We start from the raw sequence: 24,628 nt of genomic DNA, 5'->3' as shown, positions 1-24,628 counted from the left end.
GCGGGCCGGCCAAACTGTTCCGGTCGCGGGCCGCACGACGCGGCGCGCTTCCACCTGCGCCACCGTCAAAACAGCAGCTGCGGCGGAACCTCCGCTTCCGGCACGCCGATCCGGCCGAGATTGGCCACCAGCCGCGCCCGCAGCCACCCGGCGGACCGCCGCTGGCTGACCCAGCCATCCACCGTGTCGCGCCAGGACGGATCGGGGTTCTTGGCCACCATGGCCGCGGTGGCCGAACCATGGAGCGGCTCCGGCACCACCAGGTGACCCAGCCTGCGGTTTCGGGCCAGGGCGCTGAGGGCCAGGATCACCACCAGCATCTGGCAGTCGGCGCGTCCGGCCTGCACCGCGAGCAACGCGTCGTTGTTGGTGGGCAGGCGCAGCACCGTCGCCCTGGGGCACAGGGTCGCCACCGACTGATCGTAGGCGGAGCCCAGCTCCACGGCCACGCGCACAGCGGGATCGTCCAGCTCGCTCCACCCCTTCGGGTCGAAGCCTGCCCGCGCGATCAGGGCAAAGGCGTTGTCGTAGAGCGGGCGGGTGAAGTCGACGGCCAGCGCCCGCTGCGCCGTGGGGGCCAGGCCGAAGAAGATGTCCACCTTGCCGGCCTGAACATCCAGCACGGCGTTGCCCCAGGTGGACTCCACGGGCTCGACACCCGCGCCGAGGGTGTTCGCCAGGTCGCGGGCGCAGTCGGTGATGAAGCCGGCCCATTCCCCCGTGGCCGGGTCCTTCCAGCAATAGGGCTGCTGCCCGGCCACCACGCCGAAGCGCAGCCGCCCCGTGGCGCGGATCCGCTCCAGCACCGGCCCGGTGCCCTGCGCCGCCAGCGGCGTGGCGAGCGCCGCGGTGGCCAGGCAGGCCGCAAGGCTCCTCCGTCCGATCACGGTCCGCTCCCTTGCCGTTTCCAGGGCACTATGGCGGCCGGATCGCGCGGCACAAGCGCGTGATTGCAAGCGCTGCGGGCGTGCGGTGTAATCCCGCGCCATGACATTCCCCCTGCCCGACGCCGGGCCAGACACGCGGCAGTTCTTTCTCGACTGGCTGGAGCGGTTTTCCGGCTACGTGCGGGAGGTGGACTACGCCTCCGCCCGGCCGCTGTTCCACCCCGACGTCCTGGCCTTCGGCACCCACAACGACGTCATTCCGGGCCTGGAGGCGTGGCGGGACACGCAGTGGAACAACGTCTGGCCCCGCACGACGGATTTCCGCTTCACGGCCGAGGCCGTGCGCGTCCTGGCATCCCCGGACGGTGGCATGGCCGTGGTCCTGGCCCCCTGGACCAGCACGGGCTACGGCCCGGATCAGACATCCTTCGACCGGCCGGGGCGGGCCACGATGGTGTTCAGCCACGGGCCGGAAGGATGGCTCTGCGTCCATTCCCACATGTCGCTGAACCGCGGCGTGCCGCAGTCCAGCCACGCCGACCGCCCCGTCAAGGCTTGGTAGGTCCCCGACGAGGGGGAAAAGGGTTCCGCGCAGCGCCGGACATCCGGACCGGGGCCGGGCCGCCCGGGCTTCCAGAGCAGATCCCGATCGGGCGATGACGCTCCGGAAAACAACATTCCAGAGCGCTTCCCGCGCACCAAGGCGATCGGAAGCCGCTCTAGAAAGGCACCGACAGGCTGAGCGAGCCGAAGCTCTGGCCGCCGCGCTGGTTGGTGAACTCCTTGGTCTGCCAGACCTGGGTATAGGCCAGCCGCATCCCGCGCCACAGGATCGCGGCGCCCAGCTGCGCCTCGCCCACGTCCCACTTCTTGTCGACGCTGGCGCTGTCGCGGAAGGTGTTGCCGTCCAGGAACAGGTTGCGCGCCACCGCCCGGCCGCCGACGCCGCCGAAGACGTACCAGCCGAATTCCCGCTGCGGCCGCAGCAGCGGCGAGGAGCTGATCGCCGGCCGGATGCGCACCGGGCCCCAGTCCGCCTCCAGCGCCGAGCCGATGCGGAAGTTCACCCCCGCCCCGGCATAGGTATAGGCCGTGCCGGCGGCGAGCGTGCCGGTCGGGATCGCCTCGGTGCGTAAGCCCGCGACCTCGCCCAGCGGCACCCGCCAGGACCGCTCCGCCAGGGCGCCGAAGGTCACCTCGTCGCCCAGCTGATAGTCCCAGCCCTCGGCATGGTACTTGTTGATCACGTCGTGCCAGCGGTTCTGCACGAACTCGCCGCCCGAGGCGGAACCCACCACGCCCAGTTGCAGCTCCAGCACTGTGCGCTGCCGCTCGTTGGATCGCTCCATGCTGAAGGTGCCGAACAGGTGCCCGGCATAGGGACGGTCGGTCGGGTCGGGCACCTGCCGGCGGATCTCCTCCGGCGTGAAGATCGACTGGCTGAGCGACAGGCCCCAACGGAACTCGCCAGGACCCAGCAGCCAGTCGAATTGCCGCCCCATCCACTCCACCGGCGCGGGGCCGGGCCCGGCGGCGGAGGTCCAGTCCAGCTTCAGCCCGTTGGTGTAGTACCGGTCGGTGCCGCCCCACATGTCGTTCTCGTCGGTGAAGCTGAGCGTGCCGCCCGAATAGGGCGAGGTGGCCTGGCTCTCCGCAGGCTGAGTTTGGGCAGGCTGAACGGCGTCCTGCGCGCGCAATTGGGCGCCGGCCGGTGTGGGCGCCCCCAGGGACAGAACGAGGCAGGCTCCGAGGCCCAGGCGAAGGCAGGTCAGCGTCATGCGGCGCCTTCTCGCACGGGCGGGCGGGCAAAATCGAGGCAGCCCGTTCGTTCGCCGCGGCGAGGGTGCCAAGCCCGCCCCGCATGGCAGGAAACGCAAGGGTCCGAACGGGTCTCGGGGCGGCTCACTGGCCCCGGGATCGGATCACGGCAGGGAAGCCGCTGCCACCCGGCGGCACCGGCCAAGCACCGGTACCGCCGAGGGGGCGCGTCAGCCGGCGCGCAGGGCGTCCAGCGCCTGGGCCACGTCCTCCAGCAGGTCGTCCACATCCTCAAGCCCGACCGAGAAGCGCACGGTGCCCGCGGTGATGCCGAGGCGGGCGCGTTCCTCCTCCGCCACGCGCATATGCGTGGTGGTGGCGGGATGAGTGATCAGGCTCTTGCTGTCGCCCAGGTTGTTGGACACGTCCACGATGCGCAGCGCGTCCATGAAGCGGAAGGCCGCTTCCTTCCCGCCGGCCAGGTCGAAGGTGACCATGGTGCCGCCCGCGCTCATCTGCCGCATCGCGAGCTCGCGTGCCGGGAAGGAGCGCAGCGTCGGATAGGCCACGCGCGACACCTCGGGGCGCGTTTCCAGCATCTCCGCGATGGCCTCGGCGCTGCGGCACATGGCCGGCACGCGCAGGTGCAGCGTTTCCAGCCCCTTCAGGATCACCCAGGCGTTGAAGGGCGAGATCGAGGGCCCGGTGTTGCGGGTGAAAGGCTGCAGCACCTCCTCGATCCACTTCTTGGTGCCCAGCACGGCGCCGCCCAGCACGCGGCCCTGGCCGTCGAAGTGCTTGGTGGCCGAATACACCACCACGTCGGCACCGAATTCCAGCGGCCGCTGCAGCAGCGGCGTGGCGAAAACGTTGTCCACCACCACCACCGCGCCGGCTCGGTGCGCCAGCTCGCTCACCGCGCGAAGGTCCACGATCTCGAGCATCGGGTTGGAGGGGGTTTCCAGCAGCACGAGGTCGGCCGGCGTCGACAGCGCCTTTTCCCAGGCGTCGAGATCGCCGCCGTCCACGAATTCGGTGCGGATGCCGTAGCGCGGCAGCAGCGTCGAGACGATCCAGTGGCAGGAGCCGAACAGCGCCCGCGACGCCACCACGCGGTCGCCGGCCTTGAGGTGGCTGAGCATGGCCGACGACACCGCGGCCATGCCGGTGGCGGTGGCGCGACAGGCCTCCGCCCCTTCGAGGGCCGCGAGGCGGTCTTCCAGCATCTGCACGGTGGGATTGCCGAAGCGCGAATACTGGAAGTGCTGCTCGGTGCCGAGAAACACGTTCTCGGCCTGCTGGGCGCTGTCGTAAACGTAGCCGGAGGTGAGGAAGAGTGCCTCCGACGTCTCGTCGATGTTGGTGCGCGCGGTACCGCCGCGCACCAGCAGCGTGGCGGGACGGAGCGGCTTGTCGGAGAGGGGCTTGGCCATGGAGCGGGTTCCCTGCTGCGGAAGCCGGCCCGGTCGGGCGGCGCCGACGCGACGGCACCGCCACGGCCGTTTAGCGCGCTTCTTTTACCTCGCCGCAAGCTGGCCGGACAAATCGCGAGGGCGCCGTTCCCGGCGCGGCACCGGTTCTAGAGCAGATCGACCGGGCGTGGGAACCCCGGCCGGCGTCATCCCGGCAAGGGTGTTGCAGCATCGCCGCCTGCTCGCGTGACAGACGGAAGACGCGCGTGATAATCACTCTCACGTCATTTGCCTCGCGGAGCGCCCTGCCATGCTGGTCCGTATTCCCGGCCTCCTCACCCCCGAGGAGGTGGCGCATTGCCGCGACATCCTGGAGGCCGCGGCCTGGGTGGACGGCCGCGCCACCGCCGGGGCGCAGGCGGCACTGGCCAAGAACAACCTCCAGGTGCCGGAAAACACGCCCACCTCCCGCGAGCTGGGCGACGTGGTGCTGCGCGCCCTGGGCCGCTCCCCCATCTTCAGCAGCGCAGCCCTGCCGCTGCGCGTCTACCCGCCGATGTTCAACCGCTACGACGTGGGGATGGAGTTCCGCGCCCACGTGGACAACGCCATCCGCGCGGTTCCGGGCGCCGGGATGCGCATCCGGGCCGACGTGTCCTCCACCCTCTTCCTCACGCCCCCTGAGGACTACGAGGGCGGCGAGCTGGTGATCCAGGACAGCTACGGTGAGCAGGCGGTGAAGTTCGCGGCGGGCGACATGGTGGTCTACCCCGCCACCAGCCTGCACCACGTCCGGCCGATCACGCGCGGCTCCCGCTGGGGGTGCTTCTTCTGGACGCAATCCATGGTCAAGGACGACGGGCAGCGCGCGATGCTGTTCGACCTCGACATGGGGATCATCGAGCTGCGCAAGTCCCTGCCAGACGACCATCCCGGCGTGCTGGCCGTGACGGCCACCTATCACAACCTGCTGCGGCGCTGGACCGAGATGTAGCCGCTTGCCCGGCACCGGCCGGGGGTGTTAGTCATGCCGCCGTCGGCGACGCCGGCCGCGGGCGTAGTTCAGAGGTAGAACGTCAGCTTCCCAAGCTGAATGTCGTGGGTTCAATTCCCATCGCCCGCTCCATCGCCCCTTCCCAGGATCCACCGGGACTCCAAAATCTCGCAGAGTTACGTTCCACCGCAGCTATGCGAGTGGCGCAGATAGTCCCGATCTTTGTTGGCCAGTGAGTGGAACCAGTGGCAGTGCGGCTGCGGATTCCAAGGGCTTCATCCTCAGTCCTGCGCAGCCCGTTCCTCGGCCTGCCGTTCCAGAATCACCTCGAGCGCCGCAAACTCCGGTCCCGCCCCACCGATGCTCAGGAACTCCCCCACCTCCATGTCGGTCACCTGACCGCCCGAGGCCGCGTTCGCCTCGTGCCGGACCACCTGGCGGCCGCCAGGCTCTCCCTGGATGAGGCTCCACCGATCGCCGTTCGAACTGCGGTAAAGGTCGGTCGCCTTCGGGGCCATGGGACGCCGCTCCTGATGCCGGGTGCCGACCCGTGATGTCAGCGAAGGTATGATGGCGACGCTGGCGTAACAACGGTGTGACACCGGTCTGACCCTCGTTTACTCGGGGGCTCCGACGGGCGTTAAGGGTGGCACGGGCTCAGTGACCCAGAGGAACGACCTCAGTGTGCGACGTTCTTCTGGTTGATGATGAGGATCTGGTTCGAGGCACTCTCGTCGCGATCCTCGAAGAGGATGGCCTGACCGTGCATGATGTGGGCAATCCCGCTCAAGCCATGGAGTTCATCCACGACACGCCCGGCTGCCGCATTCTCGTCACGGACATCGATCTCGGCGCCGGGGCCTACAATGGCTTTGCCCTGGCTGACGGTATGCGCCACGACCAACCAGACATACCGATCCTGTTCATCTCGGGCCGCCCGTGGTTGTTGAAGGCGCGTGTGCGGCATCCCCTTGAGCGAGCCCTGCCTAAGCCGTTCAGCATCGAGGTCTTCACGCACTTGGTGCGGCAGTTGCTGGAGCTGAGACCTGAACCGAGATTCACGCCTTCCGTAGCGCCTGGTCACCTCGGCTAGGAGCCGCTAGGCGGCGGAGGTGACCTCCGTCCCGATGACCGGCTCGCAAGTGGAGCGACGAGCCGCCCACAGGCGCTCATGTGCTCCTACAACATCCTCCATCCGCCTCCGCCGGTCCGCAGATGTTGCGGCAGAAGGCCTCAGAAGCAGCGCCTCAAGGATCGCGAGAAGCTCTCTCGCGACCTCGCATTCGCCCTGGTCGCAAGCCTGCTCAAAGGCAACCATGATCTTGTCGCTGAGACGACGACCGCGCCTGTAGTCTACGACCGGGCTGGCGGCGAAGGCTTGATTTCCCACTGTGACGCGGCTCCTGACAGGGCGTGCGGTTCAGGAAACGGGAAGACCTTGCCGCGCGCTGATCCCGATTCGTCGTTGGGGTGCAACAACTCTCGGCGGGCTCAGGATTAACCTAAGCTATAATTCTGCTCAATAGAATGAAACGGTATCGGCTTATTCCACTACCGATAGGTGCCATGCGTACCGCCGGGCACGTGTCCGCCTATGGCACCAGGGCACACCGCCACCGCCCGATGTCATGGGTTCGATTCCCGTCTCCCGCTGCACGGCCCTTTCCCGACCAGCCTCGCATCGCCTCAGCGGCGCGCGTTCAGGCATGCCTGCTGAGCCTGGTTGCCGGCATCGATGGTGTCGAACTGGTCGCTGGCGGAACGTCCCGCTTGCGTCTGGCGCGCCTGCTCGGCGCAGAAGGCCGCCACCTCCTGGGGGCTGCCCGGCGTGTTCGCCGTCCGCACGACGCCTGAGCAGGCGGCAACGGACAGCAGGAGAAACAGGCCAAGCAAGCGCATCCGACGGCTCCTGATGAAATATCCCTGCCCCGCGTGCTGCCGCCCCGCGGCGCGCCTGGCAAGCCCGGCCGGACGAACCCCGCGTCGCGCTGCCTGGGCCTGCCGCGGGACGAGCGGCCCGGAAGGGAACAGCGAGGAGATGGGACCGCGCCCGGCGCGTGGCATCCCCGGCCGTTTCCTCGCCACGCCATGTTGAATATCCCCGACCCGCCCCCCTCCATTGCCGGTCCGGGGAAGTGCAGGCAATGAGGCGCATCGGTCCCGCCCGCGGCCAAGGACGTTCATGCCTCTTTCCTCCGACTCCGATTTCTCCGCGACCGGCATCCCCGCCATCCTGGCCGAGGGGGAAGCGGAGCTCACCCGCGCCTGGAACGAGGCCAACGCCGCCCTGATCAGCGACGGCCGGATCGGCCGGGGCGAGCTGCTGACCCAGTGCACCGACCTCCTGCATGCCCTTCAACAGGCCGTGGCCTCCGGCCGGTCCGACGTGAACGGTTCCGCCTATACCCCTGTGCGCGACCTCCTGGGCGACCTGTCGCGCAGCCGCGCCCTGCAGGGCTTCAGCGCCACCGAGACGGCGAGTTTCGTGTTCTCGCTGAAGGAGCCGCTCTTCGCGCTGCTGCGCCGGCACCACGGCGACCAAGGTTCTGCCCTGGCGGAGGCCACCGGCGCGGCCAGCCGCCTGATCGACGCGCTCGGCCTTTACACGATCGGGGTGTTCCAGCGCTCGCGCGAGGAGATCATCGTGCGCCAGCAGCAGGAGCTGCAGGAACTCTCGACCCCCGTGGTGAAGCTGTGGGACGGCATCCTGGCGCTGCCGCTGATCGGCACGCTGGACAGCACGCGCACCCAGGTGGTGATGGAGAACCTCCTACAGGCCATCGTGGACCATGAGGCCGAGATCGCCATCGTGGACATCACCGGCGTGCCGACGGTGGACACGCTGGTGGCGCAGCACCTGCTGAAAACCATCTCCGCCGCCCGGCTGATGGGCGCCGATTGCATCGTCAGCGGCATCCGGCCGCAGATCGCCCAGACCATGGTGCACCTGGGCGTGGAGCTGAACGTGGTGAGCAAGGCCACGCTCGCCGACGCCTTCGCCCTGGCGCTGACCCGGCTGGGGCGGCGCGTGGTGCGAAGCCGCCCCGGCACGACCCCTTCCACCCCGGGCGCTTCCCCGGGCAGCGCCGACCGGGCGGCCTGACGCCATGGAGCGAATCCCGATCCTGAAGATCGGACCGGCGCTGCTGGTCACGATCCAGGTGGACATGCACGACCAGCTGGCCCTCACGCTGGAGGAGGACCTGACCAACCGCATCGTCGCCACCGGTGCCAAGGGCGTGCTGATCGACATCTCGGGCCTCGAGATCGTGGACAGCTTCATCGGCCGGATGCTGGCCAACATCGCCAGCGTGTCGCGGATGCTCGACGCCGAAACCGTGGTGGTCGGCATGCGCCCGGCCGTGGCCATCACCCTGGTGGAGCTGGGCCTGTCGCTGCCCGGCGTCCGGACCGCCCTGAATGCCGAGCGCGGCATGGCGCTGATCAGCGCGCGCCTGGCCGCCCTGGCGCGGGACGACGCGGCTGACGAGGACGACGAGGATGCCGCCCCCGGTGCTTAGCACCCTGCCCATCCGCCGCAGCGAGGACGTGGTCAAGGTCCGCCAGGAAGTCCGCGCCCGCGCCGTGCAGGCGGGCCTGGGGCTGGTGGACCAGACCAAGATCATCACCGCCGCCAGCGAGCTCGCGCGCAATGCCCTGGAATACGGCGGCGGCGGCGAGGCGGCGGTGGAGGTCATCCAGGAGCCGGCGCGGCGCGGCGTGCGCATCACCTTCACCGACCAGGGCCCCGGCATCCCCGACATCGAGCAGGCCCTGCGCGACGGCTTCACTTCCGGCAAGGGCATGGGGCTCGGCCTCGGCGGCGCCAAGCGGCTGAGCAGCGAGTTCCACCTCCATTCCGCGCCCGGCCAGGGAACCCGCGTGACCATCGCGCGCTGGAAGTAGAAACATGGAAAGCCTTCCCATCCTCGACCAGAGCCAGGTCGCCGCGGCACGCCGCCAGGCGGCGGCCCTGGCGAAGCGGGTCGGCTTCGGGGAAGAGGACGCCGGCCGCGTCGCCCTGGTGGCGAGCGAGCTGGCCGGCAACATCCTCCGCCACGCCATCCCCCGCGACGCCGGCCCGCGCCACGCGCCGGGCGGCACGGGCGAGATCCTGCTCGGCACGGTGGAGGAAGACGGAATCGAGGCGGTGGAGATGATCGCGCTCGACCGCGGGCGCGGCATGGACAACATTTCCGCCTGCCTGGAGGACGGGTTTTCCACCGCCGGAACCCCGGGCACCGGCCTGGGTGCGGTGCGGCGCCAGTCAGACCTGTTCGACATCCACTCCACGCCCGGCCAGGGGACCGCCGTGCTGGCGCGGCTGCGGCGCGACCGGGGCACCGTTCCGCCCGCCCCCCTGCGCCACGGCACCGTCAGCCTGCCCAAGCCCGGCGAGGAAGTGTGCGGCGACGGCTGGGCGCTGCGGACCGAGGGCGAGCACTGGCTCCTGCTGGTGGCCGACGGACTGGGCCATGGCCCGCAGGCGGCGGAAGCCTCGCTCGAAGCAGTGCGCCGCTTCCGGCAGGCCGATCCGGCGGAAGACCTGGCCTCCGTGCTGCGGCGCCTCCACGATGGGCTGCGTCATACCCGCGGCGCCGCGGTGTCGGTCGCGCGCGGCGCGCTGCCCTTCGGGGAAACGCCGGGGCAGGTCACCTACGGCGGCGTGGGCAACGTCGCGGGCCTCATCCTGGACGGGCACAAGCCGCGGCACATGGTGTCGCACAATGGCACCCTCGGCCACACCGCCTCGCGCTTCCAGGCCACGCCCTATCCCTGCCCCCGGGATGCGCTGGTGGTGCTGCACTCCGACGGCATCGCCACCTCCTGGAAGCTGGACCACCTGCCCGGCATCACCCGCCGGCATCCCACGCTGATCGCGGGCGTGATCTACCGCGACGCCGCGCGCGGGCGCGACGATGCCACCGTCGCCGTGCTGGCCCCGGGCCGGGCGGAGATGCCGGCATGAGGTGGCCCCTGCTGATCCTCGGCCTGCCGCGGCCCGAAAGCCTGGTGAAGGCCCGCAGCATGGCCCGCAGCATCGCGGCACGCCTGGGCTTCGACGTGCAGGACCAGGCGCGCATCGCCACCGCCGTGTCGGAGATCGCGCGCAACGCCATCCGCTACGCCGGCGGCGGCACCGTGAGCTTCGCGCTGGAGCGCTCCGCCGCGGGAAGCGCCGGCGCGGTCTACAGCCTGGCCGTCGAGGTCGCGGACGAGGGGCGCGGCATTCCCGACCTCGATGCGGTGCTGGGCGGCGGCTACGTGTCGCACACCGGCATGGGCCTGGGCATCGCCGGCACGCGCCGGCTGATGGACGAGTTCCGGATCGAGAGCTCCGCGCACGGCACGCGCGTCCGCTTCGCCCGGCACCTCCCGCCCGGCGCCCATCCCGACGAGGCTGAACTCGCCGCGCTGCGCGGGGAACTCTCGCGGCAACCGGGCGACGATCCGGTGGCGGAGCTGCAGGCCCAGAACCGGGAACTGCTGGCCAGCCTCGACGCCCTGCAGGGTCGGCAGGAAGATTTCAACCGCGTCAATGCCGAGCTGGTGGACACCAACCGCGGCGTCGTCGCCCTGTATTCCGAGCTCGAGGAACGCGCCGAGGAGCTCCGTCGCGCCAGCGAGCTCAAGACCCGCTTCCTGAGCAACATGACGCACGAGTTCCGCACGCCGCTGAACTCGATCCTGGCCCTGTCGCGCATGCTGCTCGACCGCCTGGACGGGGAGCTGTCATCCGAGCAGGAGCGGCAGGTCACCTATATCCGCCAGTCCGCCGAGAACCTGAGCGAGCTGGTCAACGACCTGCTGGACCTGAGCAAGGTCGAGGCCGGCAAGGCGGAGCTGCGCCTCAGCCGCTTCAACATCGTCACCCTGTTCGGCGCGCTGCGCGGCGTCCTCCGCCCCCTGCAAACGCGCGACACCGTGGAACTGGTGTTCGACGACAGCACCTGCTGCGTCACGCTGCACACCGACGAGGGCAAGGTCGCCCAGGTGCTGCGCAACCTCGTGAGCAACGCGCTGAAGTTCACCGAGGCCGGCGAGGTGCGCGTCAGCTGCCGCCACGACAGCCGCACCGGCTTCTGCCACTTCAGCGTGGCGGATACCGGCATCGGCATCGCGCCCGAGGATGCCGAGCTGATCTTCCAGGAGTTCGGGCAGGCGGAAAACCCGCTCCAGCGCAACACCCGCGGCACGGGTCTCGGCCTGTCACTGTCGCGCAAGCTGGCGGAGCTGCTGGGCGGCGACCTGACCTTCACCAGCACGCCCGGCCAGGGCAGCACCTTTGTTCTCCGCATCCCCTCCGACATCGCGAAGACGGCCGATCCGGGTGGTATCCACCCCCGCATCCTGCTGATCGACGACGAGGAAACCTCGCGCTACGTGCTGCGCCACGCCATGCCTGCCGGCATCGAGGTCACCGAGGAAGAAGGCGGCCGGGCCGGCCTGCGGCGGGCCGAGGCGGAGCCGCCGGAGATGATCTTCCTGGACCTGCGGATGCCGGACCTGGACGGAACCGAGGTGCTGCGCCGCCTGGCGGAGGGGCCGGCCGCAACCGTGCCGGTGGTGATCTGCACCTCCTCCATCCTCGAGCCCGCGGACCGGGCGCAGCTGGCCCGCGCCCAAGCCATCCTGACCAAGGACGCGATCACCCGCGAGCGCGTGCTGGACGTGATGCGCGCCGCCCTTCCCCACTGGAGACCGGCGTGAGCGAGCTGATCCTCAACGTCGACGACACCGAGGCCGGCCGCTACGCCCGGACCAGGACGCTGGAACGCGGCGGCTTCGCGGTGATCGAGGCGCGCAACGGCGCAGAAACGCTGCAACTGGTGGCGGAGCGCAGGCCGGCGCTGGTGCTGCTGGACGTGAAGCTGCCCGACATGGACGGCCACGCGGTCTGCGCGGCCATCAAGCGCGACCATCCGCGGGTGCTGGTGCTCCAGACCTCGGCCAGCTTCATCGCCAGCGACGACCGCGTCCGCGGCCTCGACGGGGGCGCCGACGGCTATCTCAGCCAGCCGACGCCGCCGCAGGAACTCCTGGCCGCCGTGCGCGCGCTGCTGCGGATCCGCCGCGCCGAGGACGCGACGCGCCTGACCGAGGAACGCTACCGCCTCGCCCAGCGCGCCACCAACGACGCCATCTGGGACTGGGACGTGGTGCAGAACCAGGTCACCTGGAACGACGCGCTGCAATCCCTGTTCGGCCACGCGCCGGGCCTGACCGGGCACGCCGGCGGCTGGTGGCTCGGCCAGATCCACCCCGACGACCGTCCCCGCCTGGAGCGCAGCATCCAGGACACGCTGGCCGGCACCGCCTCGACCTGGTCCGACGAGTACCGCTTCCGCCGCGCCGACGGCCGCTACGCCGAGGTTCACGACCGCGGCTACGTGCTGCGCGACGGCGCGGGTCGGGCCCTGCGCATGATCGGCGCCATGGCCGACATCACCGAGCGCAAGCGGGCCGAGGCGGAGCGCGAAGCGCTGCTGCTGCAGCTCGCGCAGGAACGCGCGCGCTTCGCCACGCTGTTCGAGAACGTGCCGGTGGGCGTCCTGCTGGCCGAGGCGCCGAGCGGCCGCATCGTGCTGAGCAACCGCCGCATGTCGGAGATCATCCGCAGCCCGGTGCCCTTCTCCCAGCGCCACGAGGACTACGGCGAATGGCAGGGCTGGCTGCCCGACGGGCGGCCGGTCACGCCGGGCGACTGGCCGCTGCGCCATGCCGTGCGGGGCGACAGCACCACCGAGGAGGTCCTCTACCTGCGCGGCGACGGCAGCCGCGGCTGGCTGCGCATCTCCGGCGCCCCGGTGCGCGACGCCCAGACGCAGGAGGTGGTGGGCGGCTGCGTCGTGGTGCACGACATCGACCGCGAAAAGCACAACGAGGCCGAGCTGCTGCGCTTCAACCAGCAGCTGGAAGCGCTGGTGGCGGAACGCACGGCGGAGCGCGACCGCATCTGGGCACTGTCGGACGACCTGCTCGGCGTGTACGAGCCCGGAACCGGGTGGCGCAGCGTCAATCCCGCCTGGCAACGCCTGCTCGGCTGGAGCGAGGCGGAAATCCTGTCCATGGCGCCCGGAACGCTCGATCACCCCGAGGACCAGGCTTCCTGGCAGGCCGCCTTCGCGCATCGCCCGGATGCCGGCGCGCCCTTGAGCCACGAGGGTCGGCTGCGGGCGCAGGACGACGGCTACCGCACCGTGGCCTGGAAGGCGGTCGCCGGCCAGGACGGGTTGATCTACGCCTTCGGGCGCGACGTTTCCGCCGAGAAAGCAGCCCAGGAGGCGCTGCGCCGCACCGAGGAGCAGCTGCGGCAGTCGCAGAAGATGGAGGCGCTGGGCCAGCTCACCGGCGGCATCGCGCACGACTTCAACAACCTGCTGACCGGCATCGTCGGCTCGCTGGAGCTGATGGGCAAGCGCATCGCGCAGAACCGCGTCGGCGAGCTGCGCCGCTACATGGACGCGGCGATGACCTCGGCCAACCGCGCGGCGGCGCTGACGCACCGGCTGCTCGCCTTCGCGCGCCGGCAAAGCCTCGCCCCGCGGCCCACCGACGTGAACGCGCTGGTGCAGTCCGTCACCGAGCTGCTGCACCGGACCGTGGGCGAGAAGGTGCGGATCGAGACCTCGCTCGCGGACGATCTCTGGTCCACGCTGTGCGACCCGAACCAGCTCGAGAACGCGCTGCTCAACCTGGCGATCAACGCCCGCGACGCGATGCCCGACGGCGGCACGCTCACCATCACCACCGGCAACATCGAGGTTGCAGGCACCGCCGCTCCGGACGCCGCCGGGCGGCATGAGCAGCCCGGCAGCTACGTCAGCCTGTCGGTCGCCGACAACGGCACGGGCATCCCGGAATCCGTGCTGGACAAGGTTTTCGACCCCTTCTTCACCACCAAGCCGCTGGGCAAGGGAACCGGCCTCGGCCTGTCGATGCTCTACGGCTTCGTGGCGCAGTCGGGCGGTCACGTCCGCCTCGCGAGCACCCTGGGCCAGGGCACCACGGTGACGCTGCTGCTGCCGCGCCACCAGGGCGAGGAGCTGCGCACCGAAGCGCCTGGAACGCTGCAGCCGCTCGCCCCCGGCGCCGGCGAAACCGTGCTGGTGGTGGAGGACGAGCCCAGCGTCCGCATGCTGGTGCTGGAGGTGCTGCGGGAGCTCGGCTACGTGGCGCTGGAAGCCGGCAACGCCGCGGATGCGCTGGCCATCCTGCGATCGGGTGCCGCGATCGACCTGCTGCTCACCGATGTGGGGCTGCCCGGCGGCATGAACGGGCCGCAGCTGGCCGAGGCCGTGCAGCAGTCGCATCCCGGGCTGCGGGTGCTGTTCGTGACCGGCTACGCCTTTGACGGCACGAACGGGCAGAGCCTGCTGCCGCCCGAGGCACCGCGGATCAACAAGCCCTTCGCGATGCACGAGCTGGCGGCCAGGATCCGGGAGATGATGTCCTCGCCCCCGGCCGCCTGAGTTCGGGCAGCCGGACCTGCCCGCCGGGGCGGGCAGGCAGGCCGCTCAGCCGATGCCGAGCGCCCAGAGCAGCACGCCCTTCTGGGCGTGCAGGCGGTTCTCGGCCTCGTCGAACACCACCGACTGCGGCCCGTCGATCACCTCGTCGGTGATCTCCTCGCCACGATGGGCCGGCAGGCAGTGCATCACGATGGCGTCCGGCGCCGCGTGTCGCAGAAGTGCTGCGTTGAGCTGATACGGTGCGAGCTGGTTGTGGCGGCTGGTGGGGCCGCCCTCCTTCTCGTCCGACATGCTGACCCAGGTATCGGTCACCACGCAGCGCGCCCCGCGCACCGCCGACACCACGTCGGCCGTGACCTCGATGCGCGCCCCTTCCGCCCGGGCCCAGTCCACCAGTTGCGCCGGCGGCGAGAGTTCCGGCGGCGTCGCGACGCGCAGCGTGAAGTTCAGCCGCGCCGCCGCCTGGATGAACGACCGTGCGACGTTGTTGCCGTCGCCCGTCCAGGCCACGACCTGTCCGGCGATGGGGCCGCGATGTTCCTCGAAGGTCATCACGTCGGCCATCAGCTGACAGGGGTGCGACAGGTCGGTCAAACCGTTGATCACGGGAACGGTGGCGTGCGCCACCAGCTCCTGCAGCTTCGACGCCTTGTCGGTGCGCAGCATGATCGCGTCGACGTAGCGCGACAGCACGCGCGCCGTGTCGGCCGGGCTTTCGCCACGGCCGAGCTGGCTGTCCTTGCCGCTCAGCACCACCACGTCGCCGCCGAGTTGCCGGATGCCGACCTCGAAGGACACGCGCGTGCGGGTCGAGGGCTTCTCGAAGATCAGCGCCACGGTCTTGCCGGCAAGCGGCTTGTCGGCGATCTCGCCGCGCTTGCAGCGCACGCCGAGGTCGAGCATCCGGCGCAGCGTCGCAGTGTCGTGGTCCGCGAGGTCGAGGAAGTGGCGCAGCGGCGATGCCGCCTCGCCACTTCCCCGGTTGTCCCCTGGGCCGCCGTCCACGCTCCGGAGAACCGCGCTCACTTGGCCGCCACCTGAGCGTTGCCCGGCGTCATGCGCAGCGCCGCGCGGTCGAGCAGGCGCAGCGCCTCGTCGGCCTCCGCCTCGGTGATGATCAGCGGCGGTGCCAGGCGCAGCACGTTCATCCCCGCCGCCACGGTCAGCAGCCCTTCCGCCACCGCGGCGCCCTGCATCTCGGTGTTGGACACCGCGTCGTGCAGCTTCAGCCCCAGCAGCATACCCGCGCCCTGCACGCCCGACACCACCGTCGGGTGACGCGCCGCGAGGTCGAGCATGCCGCGCCACAGGTAGCGCCCCACGCGGTCGACGTGCTCCAGGAAGCCCGGCGCCAGGATCACGTCCAGCACGGCATTGCCGGCCGTGGTGGCCAGAGGGTTGCCGCCGTAGGTCGTGCCGTGCGTGCCGGGCTTGAGGTACTGCGCGACCTTTTCCTTGGCCAGTACGGCGCCCAGCGGGAAACCGCCGCCGATACCCTTGGCGGCACTCATCACGTCGGGCTCGATCCCGGCCCACTGGTGCGCCCAGAGCTTGCCCGAGCGGCCCATGCCGGTCTGCACCTCATCCAGCGCCAGCAGCAGCCCGAACTCGTCGCACACCGCGCGCAGTTCCTGCAGGAAGCGCAGGTCGGCCGGACGCACGCCGCCCTCGCCCTGGATCGGCTCGATCATGATCGCGGCCGTGTTCGGGCCGATGGCGTCGCGTACCGCGTTCATGTTGCCGAAGGGCACGTGGTCGAAGCCGTCCACCACGGGACCGAAGCCGGCCAGGTACTTGGGGTTGCCGGTGGCCGCCAGGGTCGCCAGCGTGCGGCCGTGAAAGGCGCCCTCGAAGCAGATCATCCGGAACTTCTCCGGTTGGCCGGTCTCGGCGTAATGCTTGCGCACCGCCTTGATCATGCCCTCGTTCGCCTCGGCACCCGAGTTCGCGAAGAACACGCTGTCGGCAAAGGAGGTCTCGACCAGCCGCTGCGCCAGCCGTTCGGCCTGCGGCACGCGGTACAGGTTGGACACGTGCATCACCCGGGCCGCCTGCTCGGCCACGGCCTGCACGAGGTGCGGGTGGGCATGGCCGATGGAGGTGGTGGCGATGCCCGACCCGAAATCCAGGAATCGTCGCCCGTCCACCGTCCACAGCCAGGCGCCCTCGCCCCGCTCGAAAGCGAGGTCGGCACGGTTGTAGGTCGGCATCAAAGCGGAGATCACGGGGTCAAACGTCCCTTGAGAACTGCTCCCCGCGCCGCGACACCCGCGACGCATCGGGGAGGCCGGGGACCATGCCGCAAACGGGAAAGCGGGTCAAAACAAAGGCGCCCGCCGGCGGCGATGGCCGACCGGCGGGCGCTGCATGAGGCCGGCGGCAGGGCGTTGGATGCGCCCTGCCGCCGCGGGTCCTTAGCGGCAGTCGTTGGGGTTGGTGGTGCCCAGCGCACGGCTGACGGCGGTGCCCGGCGGGTTGCTGGCCGTGCAGTCGCGCTGGCGCGGATAGGCGCCCGAGGTGTCGGTGCCGGCCGCGCGGTCCAGCGCGCGCTCCGCCGCCGTGCCCGGGCGGTTGGTCTGGGCCGGGTAGGCGCCCGAGGTGTTGGAGTTGGTGGTGCGGTCATAAAGCCGCTCCGCCGCGGTACCCGGCGGGTTGGCGCGCGTGCCGTCGGACTGCGCCGGATAAGCGCCGGAAGTGTTGGTGCCGGCCGCACGGTCGATGGCGCGTTCCGCGGCCGTGCCGGACGGGTTGCCCGGACGGCTGCCGCCGTGGTCCGCGCAGGCCGCCAGGCCGAGAACGGCAACGGCGGCGGCAACACCACGAAGCGTCGAACGGTGGAACATGCCTGGTAAACTCCTCGATTGCCTGTCCCCGTGAGGGGTCTCTCGCCAACGCCCCCCTTCCATCAAGGTTCCCGACGTCGGTTAAAAATTGGACGCCCGGCGGAAGCAGGGCTGCGACCGCGACGGCAGCCATCTCCCCTCGCCCGCCGCGCCTGATCCTCAGCCCTGGTCGCTATAGGAGAAGGCAGGCAGCGCCGTGAGGCTGTCCTTGGTGACGCCGTTCAGCACCCAGCGCGACTGTTCCGCGTTCCAGCGCATCTGGTTGAAGGGCACGGCCACCAGCTTGGAACCGATCCCGAGGAAGCCGCCCACCGACACCACCGCCGTGGGGGAGCCGCCGTCGCTGAGCACGAGGTCGTCCACCGAGCCGATCGTCTCGTTGCGGTCGTTGTAAACGCTGGCGCCCACGATCCTGCTGGCACGACGCTCCTCGCCGCGCGCGGCGGGGCGGTTCAGGCCCATGCCGCCGGTGGTGCCGACGGTGCCCGTGGCCACGGCGCCGTTGTTGGCCTCGCCGGTCGCGGCCGGGCCGTTGCCGACCGATCCGGCGGCCCGCTCGGCGGCGCGTCCCGCCGCGGTGCCGGGCGGGTTGCCCGCCGTGCCGTCGCTGTTCTGCGGGTAGGCGCCGGACATGTTGGTGCCCAGCGCCCGGTCCGCGGCGCGGCCGAGCGCGGTTCCCGGCGGGTTATCGGGCGTGCCATCGGCCGGCGTGCCGTTGCCGGTCGCGCCGTCGGCGGCGCGCTGCGTGGCCGTGGACGGCGGGTTACCCGGCGCGCCGTCGCGCGGGGCCAGGGCGTTCTGCGCCAGCACCGGCAGGGCCGACAGCAGCGCGGCGACGGCAGTCATGGCGAACAGGTTGCTGCGTGGTGTCATCGGTCTTCTCCTCTTTTCCGGGCCGCGACGATGACGGGGTGTGGCGCTCAAACGCCGCCTCCCCGGGCCGGTTGCCCCCGCTGGATGACCCGTTCGGCAACCCCGTCAGGCGCCTCCACTGGGCGCCCCCCGGGCGCCCCCGCCGGGCGCCCCCGCCGGGCAACCCCGCCGGGCAACCCCGCCGGGCGCCCCCGCCGGGCGACCCCGCTGGGCGACCCCGCTGGGCGACCCCGCCGGGCGACCCCGCTGGGCGACCCCGCCGGGCGACCCCGCTGGGCGACCCCGCTGGGCCGTGGCAGGATCGGCAGCGTGAGAAAACCAGATCGTCCTCTCGCCGAAGCGCCGGATCCGGCGGGCCGTCCGGCCTCCGGTCGCGGCCGCCGCCCCCCCGTGCGGGAGCGGCGCGAGATCCCGGCCGGGCCGCCCCCGGATGCGGCGAGCCTGCGGGAGGCGGCGCTCAACCACCTCGCGCGCTTCAGCAGCACGGAGCGCAACCTCGTGCAGGTGCTCACCCGGCGCATCAGCCGCTGGGCCCAGCGCGCCGCCCGCGAAGCGCAGCCCAGCGAGCAGGTCGAGGCAGCCGTGGCGCGGGCGCGCGCGGCGGCGGCCGAAGTGGCCGCCGCGCTGGTGCAGGCCGGCGTCGTGGACGATGCCGCCTTCGCCGCCGCGCGGACGCGGCGCCTGGCCCGCGCCGGACGCTCCCGCCGTGCCACCGCAGCCCACCTGGCCACCAAGGGCATCGACGCCGACCTCGCCGCACAGACCCTGGAGGCAGCCGAGACCGACGAGCTGACCGCGGCGCTGACCCACCTGCGCCGCCGCCGGCAGGGCCCCTTCGCCCGGGTCGACGCCCCGGACGAGGCCGCGCGCTTGAAGGCGATGGGCTCGCTGGCCCGCGCCGGCTTCCCCCGCGAGGTGGCGGAACGGGCGCTGGACACCGACCCGGCCGAGGCGGAAGCGCACATCCTGGCCTCGCGCCGCGACTGACCGCCGTGACCGCACCGAACACCCAGCCACCAGTAGAATCCGGCTCCGGCTTCACGCGCGCCGGCGTCCTGCGAGGCCTGCGCACGGCGGTGCCGCTGCTGCTCGGCCTGATCCCCTTCGCCCTGGTGGTGGGCGTGGTTTCGGCCGGCCGCGGCCTGTCGCTGGCGGAAACCACGGTGATGAGCGCGGTGGTCTTCGCGGGCTCCGCGCAGTTGCTGGGGCTGGAACTCTGGAGCGACCCGGCGCCCTGGCTGGCCGCCGCGCTGGCCGCCTTCTTCGTGAACCTGCGCCTCCTGCCGATGGGCGCCGCGCTGACGCCCTGGTTCGCCCGGGCACGCGGCTGGCGCACCTGGCTGACGCTGGGCTTCCTCACGGATCACGGCTTCGCCCTCTCGATCCCGGAGGAGCGCGCCGGGCGGCGCGACGCCGGCTTCCTCTTGGGCACCGGCCTGCTGCTCTGGGTGGGCTGGACGCTGTTCTGCGCCGCCGGCCATGTCATGGGCGGGCTGGTGCGGCTGCCGCCCGGCCACCCCCTCTACTTCGCAGCGCCCGCGGCCTTTATCGCCCTCTTGGTGCCGATGTGGCGCAGCCGGGCGCAGGACCTGGCGCCCTGGTTCCTGGCCGGGTTCCTGGCGCTGGCGGCCTGGCGGCTGCACCTGCCAGTGCCCCTGCCGCTGCTGATCGGCGCCCTGGGCGGCGCGGCGCTGGGGGCCTTGCGGCAGCGGCGGCGGGAGCGCGCCGCGTGACGCCCCTCCGCGCCCCCCGTCGGTCCGTCCGCACGGTCCGGAGCCTCCGGCGGTGACCGCGGACGCCTGGCTGCTGCGCTGGGACGTGCTCGGGGCGGTGCTCGCGATGGCGGCCGCCACCTACCTGTGCCGCATCGCCGGCACCGTGCTGCGCCGTGCGGTCCAGCTGCCACGCTTCCTGGAGGCGATGCTGCGGGAACTGCCGGGACCGCTCTTCGTGGCCTACGTCACCCCGGCCCTCGCCGAGGCCGGGGTCACCGGCCTCCTGGCCGCGGCGGCGGTGATGCTGACGCAGTGGCGCACCGGCCAGCTCGCCCTGTCGATCCCCATGGGCGTGGTGGCGCTGGCCCTGCTGCGTCTGTGGCCGGCCTGACTGGCGGGCCCGGCCGCTCCCTTGTGAGAATCTCCTGAAACCCCGCTATACTCGTTTCCGCAGCCTTCCCGCCGTTTGGCCCCCGTTCCGGTTCCGCTTCCACCCTATGCGCCACTTCCCGGCTTTTCTTGACCTGAGATCGCGCGCGGTGCTGCTGCTGGGCGAGGGCGAGGCCATCGAGAGCAAGGCGGCCCTGCTGCGCGGCGCCGGCGCCACGCTGCGGCGAAGCGCACGCTTCGAGCCCGAGGCGCTGGACGGCTGCGCGGCCGCCTTCGGCGCCGGCGCGCCGGAGGCGGATCTGCGCGCCCTCTCCGAACTCGCGCAGGCCCGCGGCGTGCCGGTCAACATCGTGGACCGGCCGGAACTCTGCTCCTTTATCACCCCCGCCATCCTGGACCGTGACCCGGTGACGATCGGCATCTCCACCGGGGGAACGGCGCCGGTGCTGGCGCGGCTGCTGCGTCAGCGGATCGAGGCCGTGCTGCCGCCGGGCCTCTCACGGCTGGGCGCCCTGGCCGAACGCTTCAAGGAAACGGCCCGCCGCGCCCTGCCCGACACCGCTGCCCGCCGCCGCTTCTGGGAAGCGGTGCTGCGCGGCCCCGCCGCCAGCCTCGCGCTGGAAGGGCGCGAGGAGGAGGCCGCGCGCTCGGTGGAAGCCGCGCTGGCGGGGGCAGAGATGCGCTCCCCGGGCTTCGTTCACCTGGTGGGCGCCGGCCCGGGCGCCGCGGACCTGCTGACGCTGCGCGCGCTCCGCGTGCTGGGCGAGGCCGACGTCGTGGTTCATGACCGGCTGGTGCCGGAAGAGGTCCTCGACCTCGCCCGCCGCGACGCGCGGCGCATCTTCGTGGGCAAGGCCCGCGCCAGGCACTGCGTGCCGCAGGACCAGATCAACGAGCTGCTGGTGGAACTGGCCCGCGAGGGTCTTCAGGTGGTGCGGCTCAAGGGCGGCGACCCCTTCGTGTTCGGCCGCGGCGGCGAGGAAGCGGAGGCGCTGGCCGCCGCCGGCATCCCCTACGCCGTGGTGCCCGGCGTCACCGCGGCGCTGGCCTGCGCCGCCTCGGCGGGCATCGCGCTGACCCATCGCGACTGCGCGCAGGCCCTGGTGCTGGCCACCGGGCACACCCGCGACGGCGAGGTCGGGCTCGACTTCGCGGCGCTGGCCCGCCCCGGCCACACGCTGGCCATCTACATGGGCGTCTCCACGCTGGCGCGGGTGCGCGACGGGCTGCTGGCGGCGGGCCTGCCGCCCGCCACCCCGGCCGCCCTGGTGGAGAACGGCAGCCGCCCGGACCAGCGCGTGCTGCGCGGCACCCTGCCGGAGGTCGCGGCCGCGGCGCCGGGCTGGACCCAGGGCGGCCCGGCGTTGCTGCTGGTGGGCGAGGCGGTGGGCCGGGGCGGCCTAGAAGGAAGCGACCCAGCGGGAAGTGGCCAGGAGGGGGGTAGCCCGCAGCGGGGTGGGCCGGAGCGGAGCAACCTGGGATGAGGCCGGCGCAGCCTTCGCGGGCAGGGGCAGCGCCGGTGCGCCGGGCCGCGCCGCCGGGACATGGCTTGTTACGCAAGGAGACATGCCGCCTATCGCGTCCTGCCGCGTTGAGACCAAGAACTGGCAGGCAACGGGTGTCCTGACCGATGGCATCAGCACCGGTGCGGGCGTCCAACATGTCGCTCCATCAGCAACTCCGCTCCGAACTGCAGGACGCGATCCTCGCAGGCCGCTACCGGCCCGGGGACATGCTCCCGTCCGAGCGCGAACTCTGCCAGCAGCACAGCATGTCACGCATCACCGTGGTGCGCGCCCTCAACGACCTGGCGCGGCTGGGACTGGCGCGCCGCGTCCATGGCCGGGGCACCGAGGTCCTGCGCTCGCGCATTCCCTGGCACGCCACGGCCATGATGAACCTCGACGAGATGGCCAAGTCCCTGGGGCAGGCGACCCGCATCGAGATCCTCGGGCGCCGCGACGTCGAGGCGTCGGACCTGCCCTCCCCCCTTGATCGGGAGCTTCGTGGCCGCTTCCGCCGCATCCTGCGGCTGCGCTACGCGGGCAACCTGCCGATCATGTTCAGCAGCATCTGGTACCCGGCCAGCTTCGCCGAGCGCCATCCCCAGCACCTGCTGGACCTGGGCCTGCCGGGAGGCGCGCTGGAACAGGCGATGGACGAGGTGATCGACGGAAACGTCCAGCGCATCGGCGCGGTCACGGCCGATGCCGAGCTGGCGGCCGTGCTGCGCGTGCCGGAGGGCAGCGCCCACCTGCGGCTGATCGGGGTCGTGTCACTCGCCGGCGGGCAGCCGGTGCAGATCAACGACTCCGTCTTCAATGCCAACGTGGTGGAGGTGAAGACCGAGATGCGCTTCCAGCAGCCCCGCCCCGCGGCTCAGAAGCGCCACCCCGCCGTGGCGGAGGCCTGAGGTTGTGTCCGTCCCGGCTTCACCCGGGATGGCTCGCCCGGCGCCTCAGTCCCGCGGTGACTGGGGACGGCCCGCCGGCCGCAAGCCGAGGCCTCCACGCTCCTCCGCCGGCGGCGCGACGGGTTGGAGCGCGGGCCGCGTCACCGGCTCCTCGCCGGCGGCACGCAGCTTGAGCACCGGCAGGCTCACCGCCAGCAGGAAGGCCAGCGTCATCACCACGCCGCTGAGGGTGAAGCTGACGGCGATGGCGGAACGGTAGGCGGCCACCACGGCCGCGTGCTGCTCGGCGCTCAGGCCCACCAGCGCGCTGACGCCGTGCTCCAGCAGTGCCTGGACGTCCACCCTGGCCGACAGGCCGGACAGCAGGCTGTTCAGCCAGGCCGCCATCAACGCCCCGGACAGGGTCACGCCCAGCGCGCCGCCCAGTGACCGCAGGAAGCTCATGGAGGAGGTCGCGACCCCCATCTCGCGCGGGTCCACCGCGTTCTGCACGGCGGTGGTGAGGTTGGGCATGGCGACGCCCATACCCAGGCCCAGGATCAGCATCGCGACCTCGAACACCACCGGGATCGCGTCCAGCCGCGCGAACACCGCCAGCGACGCCAGCGCCACCGCCTCCGCCCCCACGCCGAACAGCAGGAAGGGCTTGTAGCGACCGCTGCGCGACACCAGCCGCCCACCCACCACGGAGGAGAAGATCATGCCCACCACCTGCGGCAGCATCATCAGCCCCGCCGCGGCCGGCGACATGCCGAGCACGAGCTGGAAGTAGAGCGGCAGGAACACCGAGGTCCCCATCATCGCGAAGACCATCATGCCCGAGCCGGTGACGCCCGACACGTAGATTCGGGAGCGGAACAGGTGCAGCCCGATGATCGGCTCCGCCGCCCGGCGCTCCTGGAACAGGAAGGCCACGAAGAGCACCACCGTGGCGGTGGCCAGCCAGATGATCGTGGACGAGGCCCAGGGGTAGACCGTGCCGGCCCAGCTCAGCAGCAGCAGCAGCGTCGCGGTGCCCACCGCCAGCAGCGCGGCACCCGGGTAGTCGATCGCCCGGTGCCGCCGCGCCGGCGGGTGCCGCAGCCCGATGGCCAGCATCACCAGCGCCGCCAGCCCCACCGGCAGGTTGACGTAGAACACCCAGCGCCAGCTCAGCGCCGAGGTCAGCACGCCGCCCACCAGCGGCCCGGCCACGGACGACACCGCGAAGGCGCCGGTGAACAGACCCTGGTAGCGGCCGCGGTCGCGGGGCGCCACGACGTCGCCGATCACCGTCTGCGCCAGCGTCATCAGCCCGCCGGCCCCCAGGCCCTGCAGGGCCCGGAAGGCGATCAGCTGCGTCATGCTCGCGGCCATGCCGCACAGCACCGAGCCAATCAGGAAGATGCCGATCGCCGCGTAGAACAGCCGCTTGCGGCCGTACATGTCGGAAAGCTTGCCATAGAGCGGCGTGGTCGCGGTGGAAGTCAGCAGGAAGGCCGTCACCACCCAGGACAGGTGCGCCCCGCCGCCGAGCTCGCCCACGATGCGCGGCAAGGCGGTGTTGACGATGTTCTGGTCCAGCGCCGCCAGGATCATCGTCAGCAGCGCGCCCGCCAGCGTGATGTTGAGGTTGCGGCCGCTCACCGCCACGGGGGCGTCACCCGCCGCGGCTGCCGCACCCTGCGCGCCCGGCCGGTTTCCTGGTCCACCGGCCGCGCGCGGGGAAGCATCTCCGGCCGGTCCGGGCTGAGGGGCGAAGGGCATCGGCGCTTTCCGGACTTGTTCTACTTGGCCACCCGCGCGGAATACCCCGCGCGGACAGGCGTGTTGTTTCTCTGCGCCTCCGGCCGCTGCAACGAAACGTTGCCGGCACGGCAACCGCGATCAC

General features: G+C 71.6%; 24 protein-coding genes, 1 tRNA gene and 1 riboswitch. Of the genes, 15 read left to right on the top strand and 10 right to left on the bottom strand.

Annotation, left to right across the window (positions count from 1 at the left end):
* Nucleotides 1–65: 65 nt before the first annotated feature.
* A complete protein-coding gene (locus ACFFGY_RS09370) occupies nucleotides 66–887 on the bottom strand; it encodes a transporter substrate-binding domain-containing protein (RefSeq protein WP_377044209.1) in 822 nt (273 codons plus the stop codon).
* A 100-nt stretch (nucleotides 888–987) separates the two neighbouring features.
* Between ACFFGY_RS09370 and ACFFGY_RS09365 the strand changes: the two genes are divergently transcribed.
* Complete coding sequence (locus ACFFGY_RS09365; protein ID WP_377044208.1) at nucleotides 988–1,449, top strand: YybH family protein; 462 nt, start codon at nucleotides 988–990, stop codon at nucleotides 1,447–1,449.
* A 157-nt stretch (nucleotides 1,450–1,606) separates the two neighbouring features.
* Here the strand turns inward: ACFFGY_RS09365 and ACFFGY_RS09360 are convergent, their stop codons facing one another.
* Nucleotides 1,607–2,665: a lipid A deacylase LpxR family protein gene (locus ACFFGY_RS09360; protein ID WP_377044207.1), complete on the bottom strand. Its 1,059-nt coding sequence runs from the start codon at nucleotides 2,663–2,665 to the stop codon at nucleotides 1,607–1,609.
* A 210-nt stretch (nucleotides 2,666–2,875) separates the two neighbouring features.
* Complete coding sequence (metZ, locus tag ACFFGY_RS09355) at nucleotides 2,876–4,078, bottom strand: O-succinylhomoserine sulfhydrylase (protein ID WP_377044206.1); 1,203 nt, start codon at nucleotides 4,076–4,078, stop codon at nucleotides 2,876–2,878.
* Nucleotides 4,079–4,128: 50 nt separating this feature from the next.
* Nucleotides 4,129–4,207, bottom strand: a riboswitch (SAM riboswitch).
* A 160-nt stretch (nucleotides 4,208–4,367) separates the two neighbouring features.
* Here metZ and ACFFGY_RS09350 point away from each other — a divergent pair.
* Both ACFFGY_RS09350 and ACFFGY_RS09345 read left to right on the top strand, forming a co-directional pair.
* Nucleotides 4,368–5,051, top strand: coding sequence for a Fe2+-dependent dioxygenase (locus tag ACFFGY_RS09350; RefSeq protein WP_377044205.1), 684 nt, complete (start codon nucleotides 4,368–4,370; stop codon nucleotides 5,049–5,051).
* Nucleotides 5,052–5,108: 57 nt separating this feature from the next.
* Nucleotides 5,109–5,183, top strand: a tRNA-Gly gene (locus ACFFGY_RS09345).
* Between the two features lie 149 nt (nucleotides 5,184–5,332).
* On the opposite strand, the gene ACFFGY_RS09340 is transcribed toward ACFFGY_RS09345, so the two are convergent.
* Entirely contained in the window at nucleotides 5,333–5,569 is a 237-nt protein-coding gene (locus tag ACFFGY_RS09340; RefSeq protein ID WP_377044204.1) for a hypothetical protein, read from the bottom strand.
* A 164-nt stretch (nucleotides 5,570–5,733) separates the two neighbouring features.
* On the opposite strand from ACFFGY_RS09340, the gene ACFFGY_RS09335 reads away from it, so the two are divergent.
* Entirely contained in the window at nucleotides 5,734–6,144 is a 411-nt protein-coding gene (locus tag ACFFGY_RS09335; protein ID WP_377044203.1) for a response regulator, read from the top strand.
* 593 nt (nucleotides 6,145–6,737) lie between these two features.
* Here the strand turns inward: ACFFGY_RS09335 and ACFFGY_RS09330 are convergent.
* The gene (locus ACFFGY_RS09330) at nucleotides 6,738–6,950 is read right to left on the bottom strand and encodes a hypothetical protein (RefSeq protein WP_377044202.1); all 213 of its coding nucleotides are present in this window, start codon (nucleotides 6,948–6,950) and stop codon (nucleotides 6,738–6,740) included.
* A gap of 283 nt (nucleotides 6,951–7,233) precedes the next feature.
* Between ACFFGY_RS09330 and ACFFGY_RS09325 the strand changes: the two genes are divergently transcribed.
* The 6 genes from ACFFGY_RS09325 to ACFFGY_RS09300 are packed head-to-tail and all read left to right on the top strand — an operon-like array spanning nucleotide 7,234 to nucleotide 14,524.
* Nucleotides 7,234–8,154, top strand: coding sequence for an STAS domain-containing protein (locus ACFFGY_RS09325; RefSeq protein ID WP_377044201.1), 921 nt, complete (start codon nucleotides 7,234–7,236; stop codon nucleotides 8,152–8,154).
* 4 nt (nucleotides 8,155–8,158) lie between these two features.
* Nucleotides 8,159–8,572, top strand: coding sequence for an STAS domain-containing protein (locus ACFFGY_RS09320; protein ID WP_377044200.1), 414 nt, complete (start codon nucleotides 8,159–8,161; stop codon nucleotides 8,570–8,572).
* Nucleotides 8,565–8,957, top strand: coding sequence for an anti-sigma regulatory factor (locus tag ACFFGY_RS09315; protein WP_377044199.1), 393 nt, complete (start codon nucleotides 8,565–8,567; stop codon nucleotides 8,955–8,957). The genes ACFFGY_RS09320 and ACFFGY_RS09315 overlap by 8 nt, the downstream gene beginning before the upstream one ends.
* Before the next feature lie 4 nt (nucleotides 8,958–8,961).
* Entirely contained in the window at nucleotides 8,962–10,020 is a 1,059-nt protein-coding gene (locus ACFFGY_RS09310) for an ATP-binding protein (RefSeq protein WP_377044198.1), read from the top strand.
* A complete protein-coding gene (locus ACFFGY_RS09305) occupies nucleotides 10,017–11,762 on the top strand; it encodes an ATP-binding protein (RefSeq protein WP_377044197.1) in 1,746 nt (581 codons plus the stop codon). The genes ACFFGY_RS09310 and ACFFGY_RS09305 overlap by 4 nt, the downstream gene beginning before the upstream one ends.
* A complete protein-coding gene (locus tag ACFFGY_RS09300; protein WP_377044196.1) occupies nucleotides 11,759–14,524 on the top strand; it encodes a response regulator in 2,766 nt (921 codons plus the stop codon). Before ACFFGY_RS09305 ends, ACFFGY_RS09300 begins: the two co-directional genes overlap by 4 nt.
* 45 nt (nucleotides 14,525–14,569) lie before the next feature.
* On the opposite strand, the gene argF is transcribed toward ACFFGY_RS09300, so the two are convergent.
* The 4 genes from argF to ACFFGY_RS09280 all read right to left on the bottom strand — a co-directional run bounded on the left by argF (nucleotide 14,570) and on the right by ACFFGY_RS09280 (nucleotide 18,240).
* On the bottom strand, nucleotides 14,570–15,529 hold the full coding sequence (argF, locus tag ACFFGY_RS09295) for an ornithine carbamoyltransferase (RefSeq protein ID WP_456316157.1): 960 nt from the start codon (nucleotides 15,527–15,529) through the stop codon (nucleotides 14,570–14,572).
* 17 nt (nucleotides 15,530–15,546) lie between these two features.
* Complete coding sequence (locus tag ACFFGY_RS09290; protein WP_377044195.1) at nucleotides 15,547–16,749, bottom strand: aspartate aminotransferase family protein; 1,203 nt, start codon at nucleotides 16,747–16,749, stop codon at nucleotides 15,547–15,549.
* A 189-nt stretch (nucleotides 16,750–16,938) separates the two neighbouring features.
* Nucleotides 16,939–17,367 carry a hypothetical protein gene (locus tag ACFFGY_RS09285; protein WP_377044194.1) on the bottom strand — a complete coding sequence of 143 codons (429 nt, stop codon included), beginning with the start codon at nucleotides 17,365–17,367 and terminating at the stop codon, nucleotides 16,939–16,941.
* Between the two features lie 159 nt (nucleotides 17,368–17,526).
* Nucleotides 17,527–18,240, bottom strand: a complete 714-nt coding sequence (locus ACFFGY_RS09280; protein WP_377044193.1) for a PRC-barrel domain-containing protein — start codon at nucleotides 18,238–18,240, stop codon at nucleotides 17,527–17,529.
* Between the two features lie 309 nt (nucleotides 18,241–18,549).
* On the opposite strand from ACFFGY_RS09280, the gene ACFFGY_RS09275 reads away from it, so the two are divergent.
* The 5 genes from ACFFGY_RS09275 (at nucleotide 18,550) to ACFFGY_RS09255 (ending at nucleotide 22,758) form a co-directional block, all read left to right on the top strand.
* A complete protein-coding gene (locus tag ACFFGY_RS09275; protein ID WP_377044192.1) occupies nucleotides 18,550–19,227 on the top strand; it encodes a RecX family transcriptional regulator in 678 nt (225 codons plus the stop codon).
* Between the two features lie 5 nt (nucleotides 19,228–19,232).
* Nucleotides 19,233–19,973, top strand: a complete 741-nt coding sequence (locus ACFFGY_RS09270; protein ID WP_377044191.1) for an AzlC family ABC transporter permease — start codon at nucleotides 19,233–19,235, stop codon at nucleotides 19,971–19,973.
* Between the two features lie 52 nt (nucleotides 19,974–20,025).
* Entirely contained in the window at nucleotides 20,026–20,346 is a 321-nt protein-coding gene (locus ACFFGY_RS09265; RefSeq protein WP_377044190.1) for an AzlD family protein, read from the top strand.
* A gap of 106 nt (nucleotides 20,347–20,452) precedes the next feature.
* Nucleotides 20,453–21,829 (top strand): siroheme synthase CysG, encoded by a 1,377-nt coding sequence (cysG, locus tag ACFFGY_RS09260; protein WP_377044189.1) that lies wholly within the window; start codon nucleotides 20,453–20,455, stop codon nucleotides 21,827–21,829.
* 146 nt (nucleotides 21,830–21,975) lie between these two features.
* Nucleotides 21,976–22,758, top strand: a complete 783-nt coding sequence (locus ACFFGY_RS09255; protein WP_377044188.1) for a GntR family transcriptional regulator — start codon at nucleotides 21,976–21,978, stop codon at nucleotides 22,756–22,758.
* A 45-nt stretch (nucleotides 22,759–22,803) separates the two neighbouring features.
* Here the strand turns inward: ACFFGY_RS09255 and ACFFGY_RS09250 are convergent, their stop codons facing one another.
* A complete protein-coding gene (locus ACFFGY_RS09250) occupies nucleotides 22,804–24,390 on the bottom strand; it encodes an MDR family MFS transporter (protein WP_377044187.1) in 1,587 nt (528 codons plus the stop codon).
* Nucleotides 24,391–24,628 lie beyond the last annotated feature (238 nt).

This window comes from Roseomonas elaeocarpi (genome assembly GCF_042433915.1).
Taxonomy (GTDB): Bacteria; Pseudomonadota; Alphaproteobacteria; order Acetobacterales; family Acetobacteraceae; genus Roseomonas; species Roseomonas elaeocarpi.
This window is presented reverse-complemented; position numbering and strand designations above follow the sequence as displayed.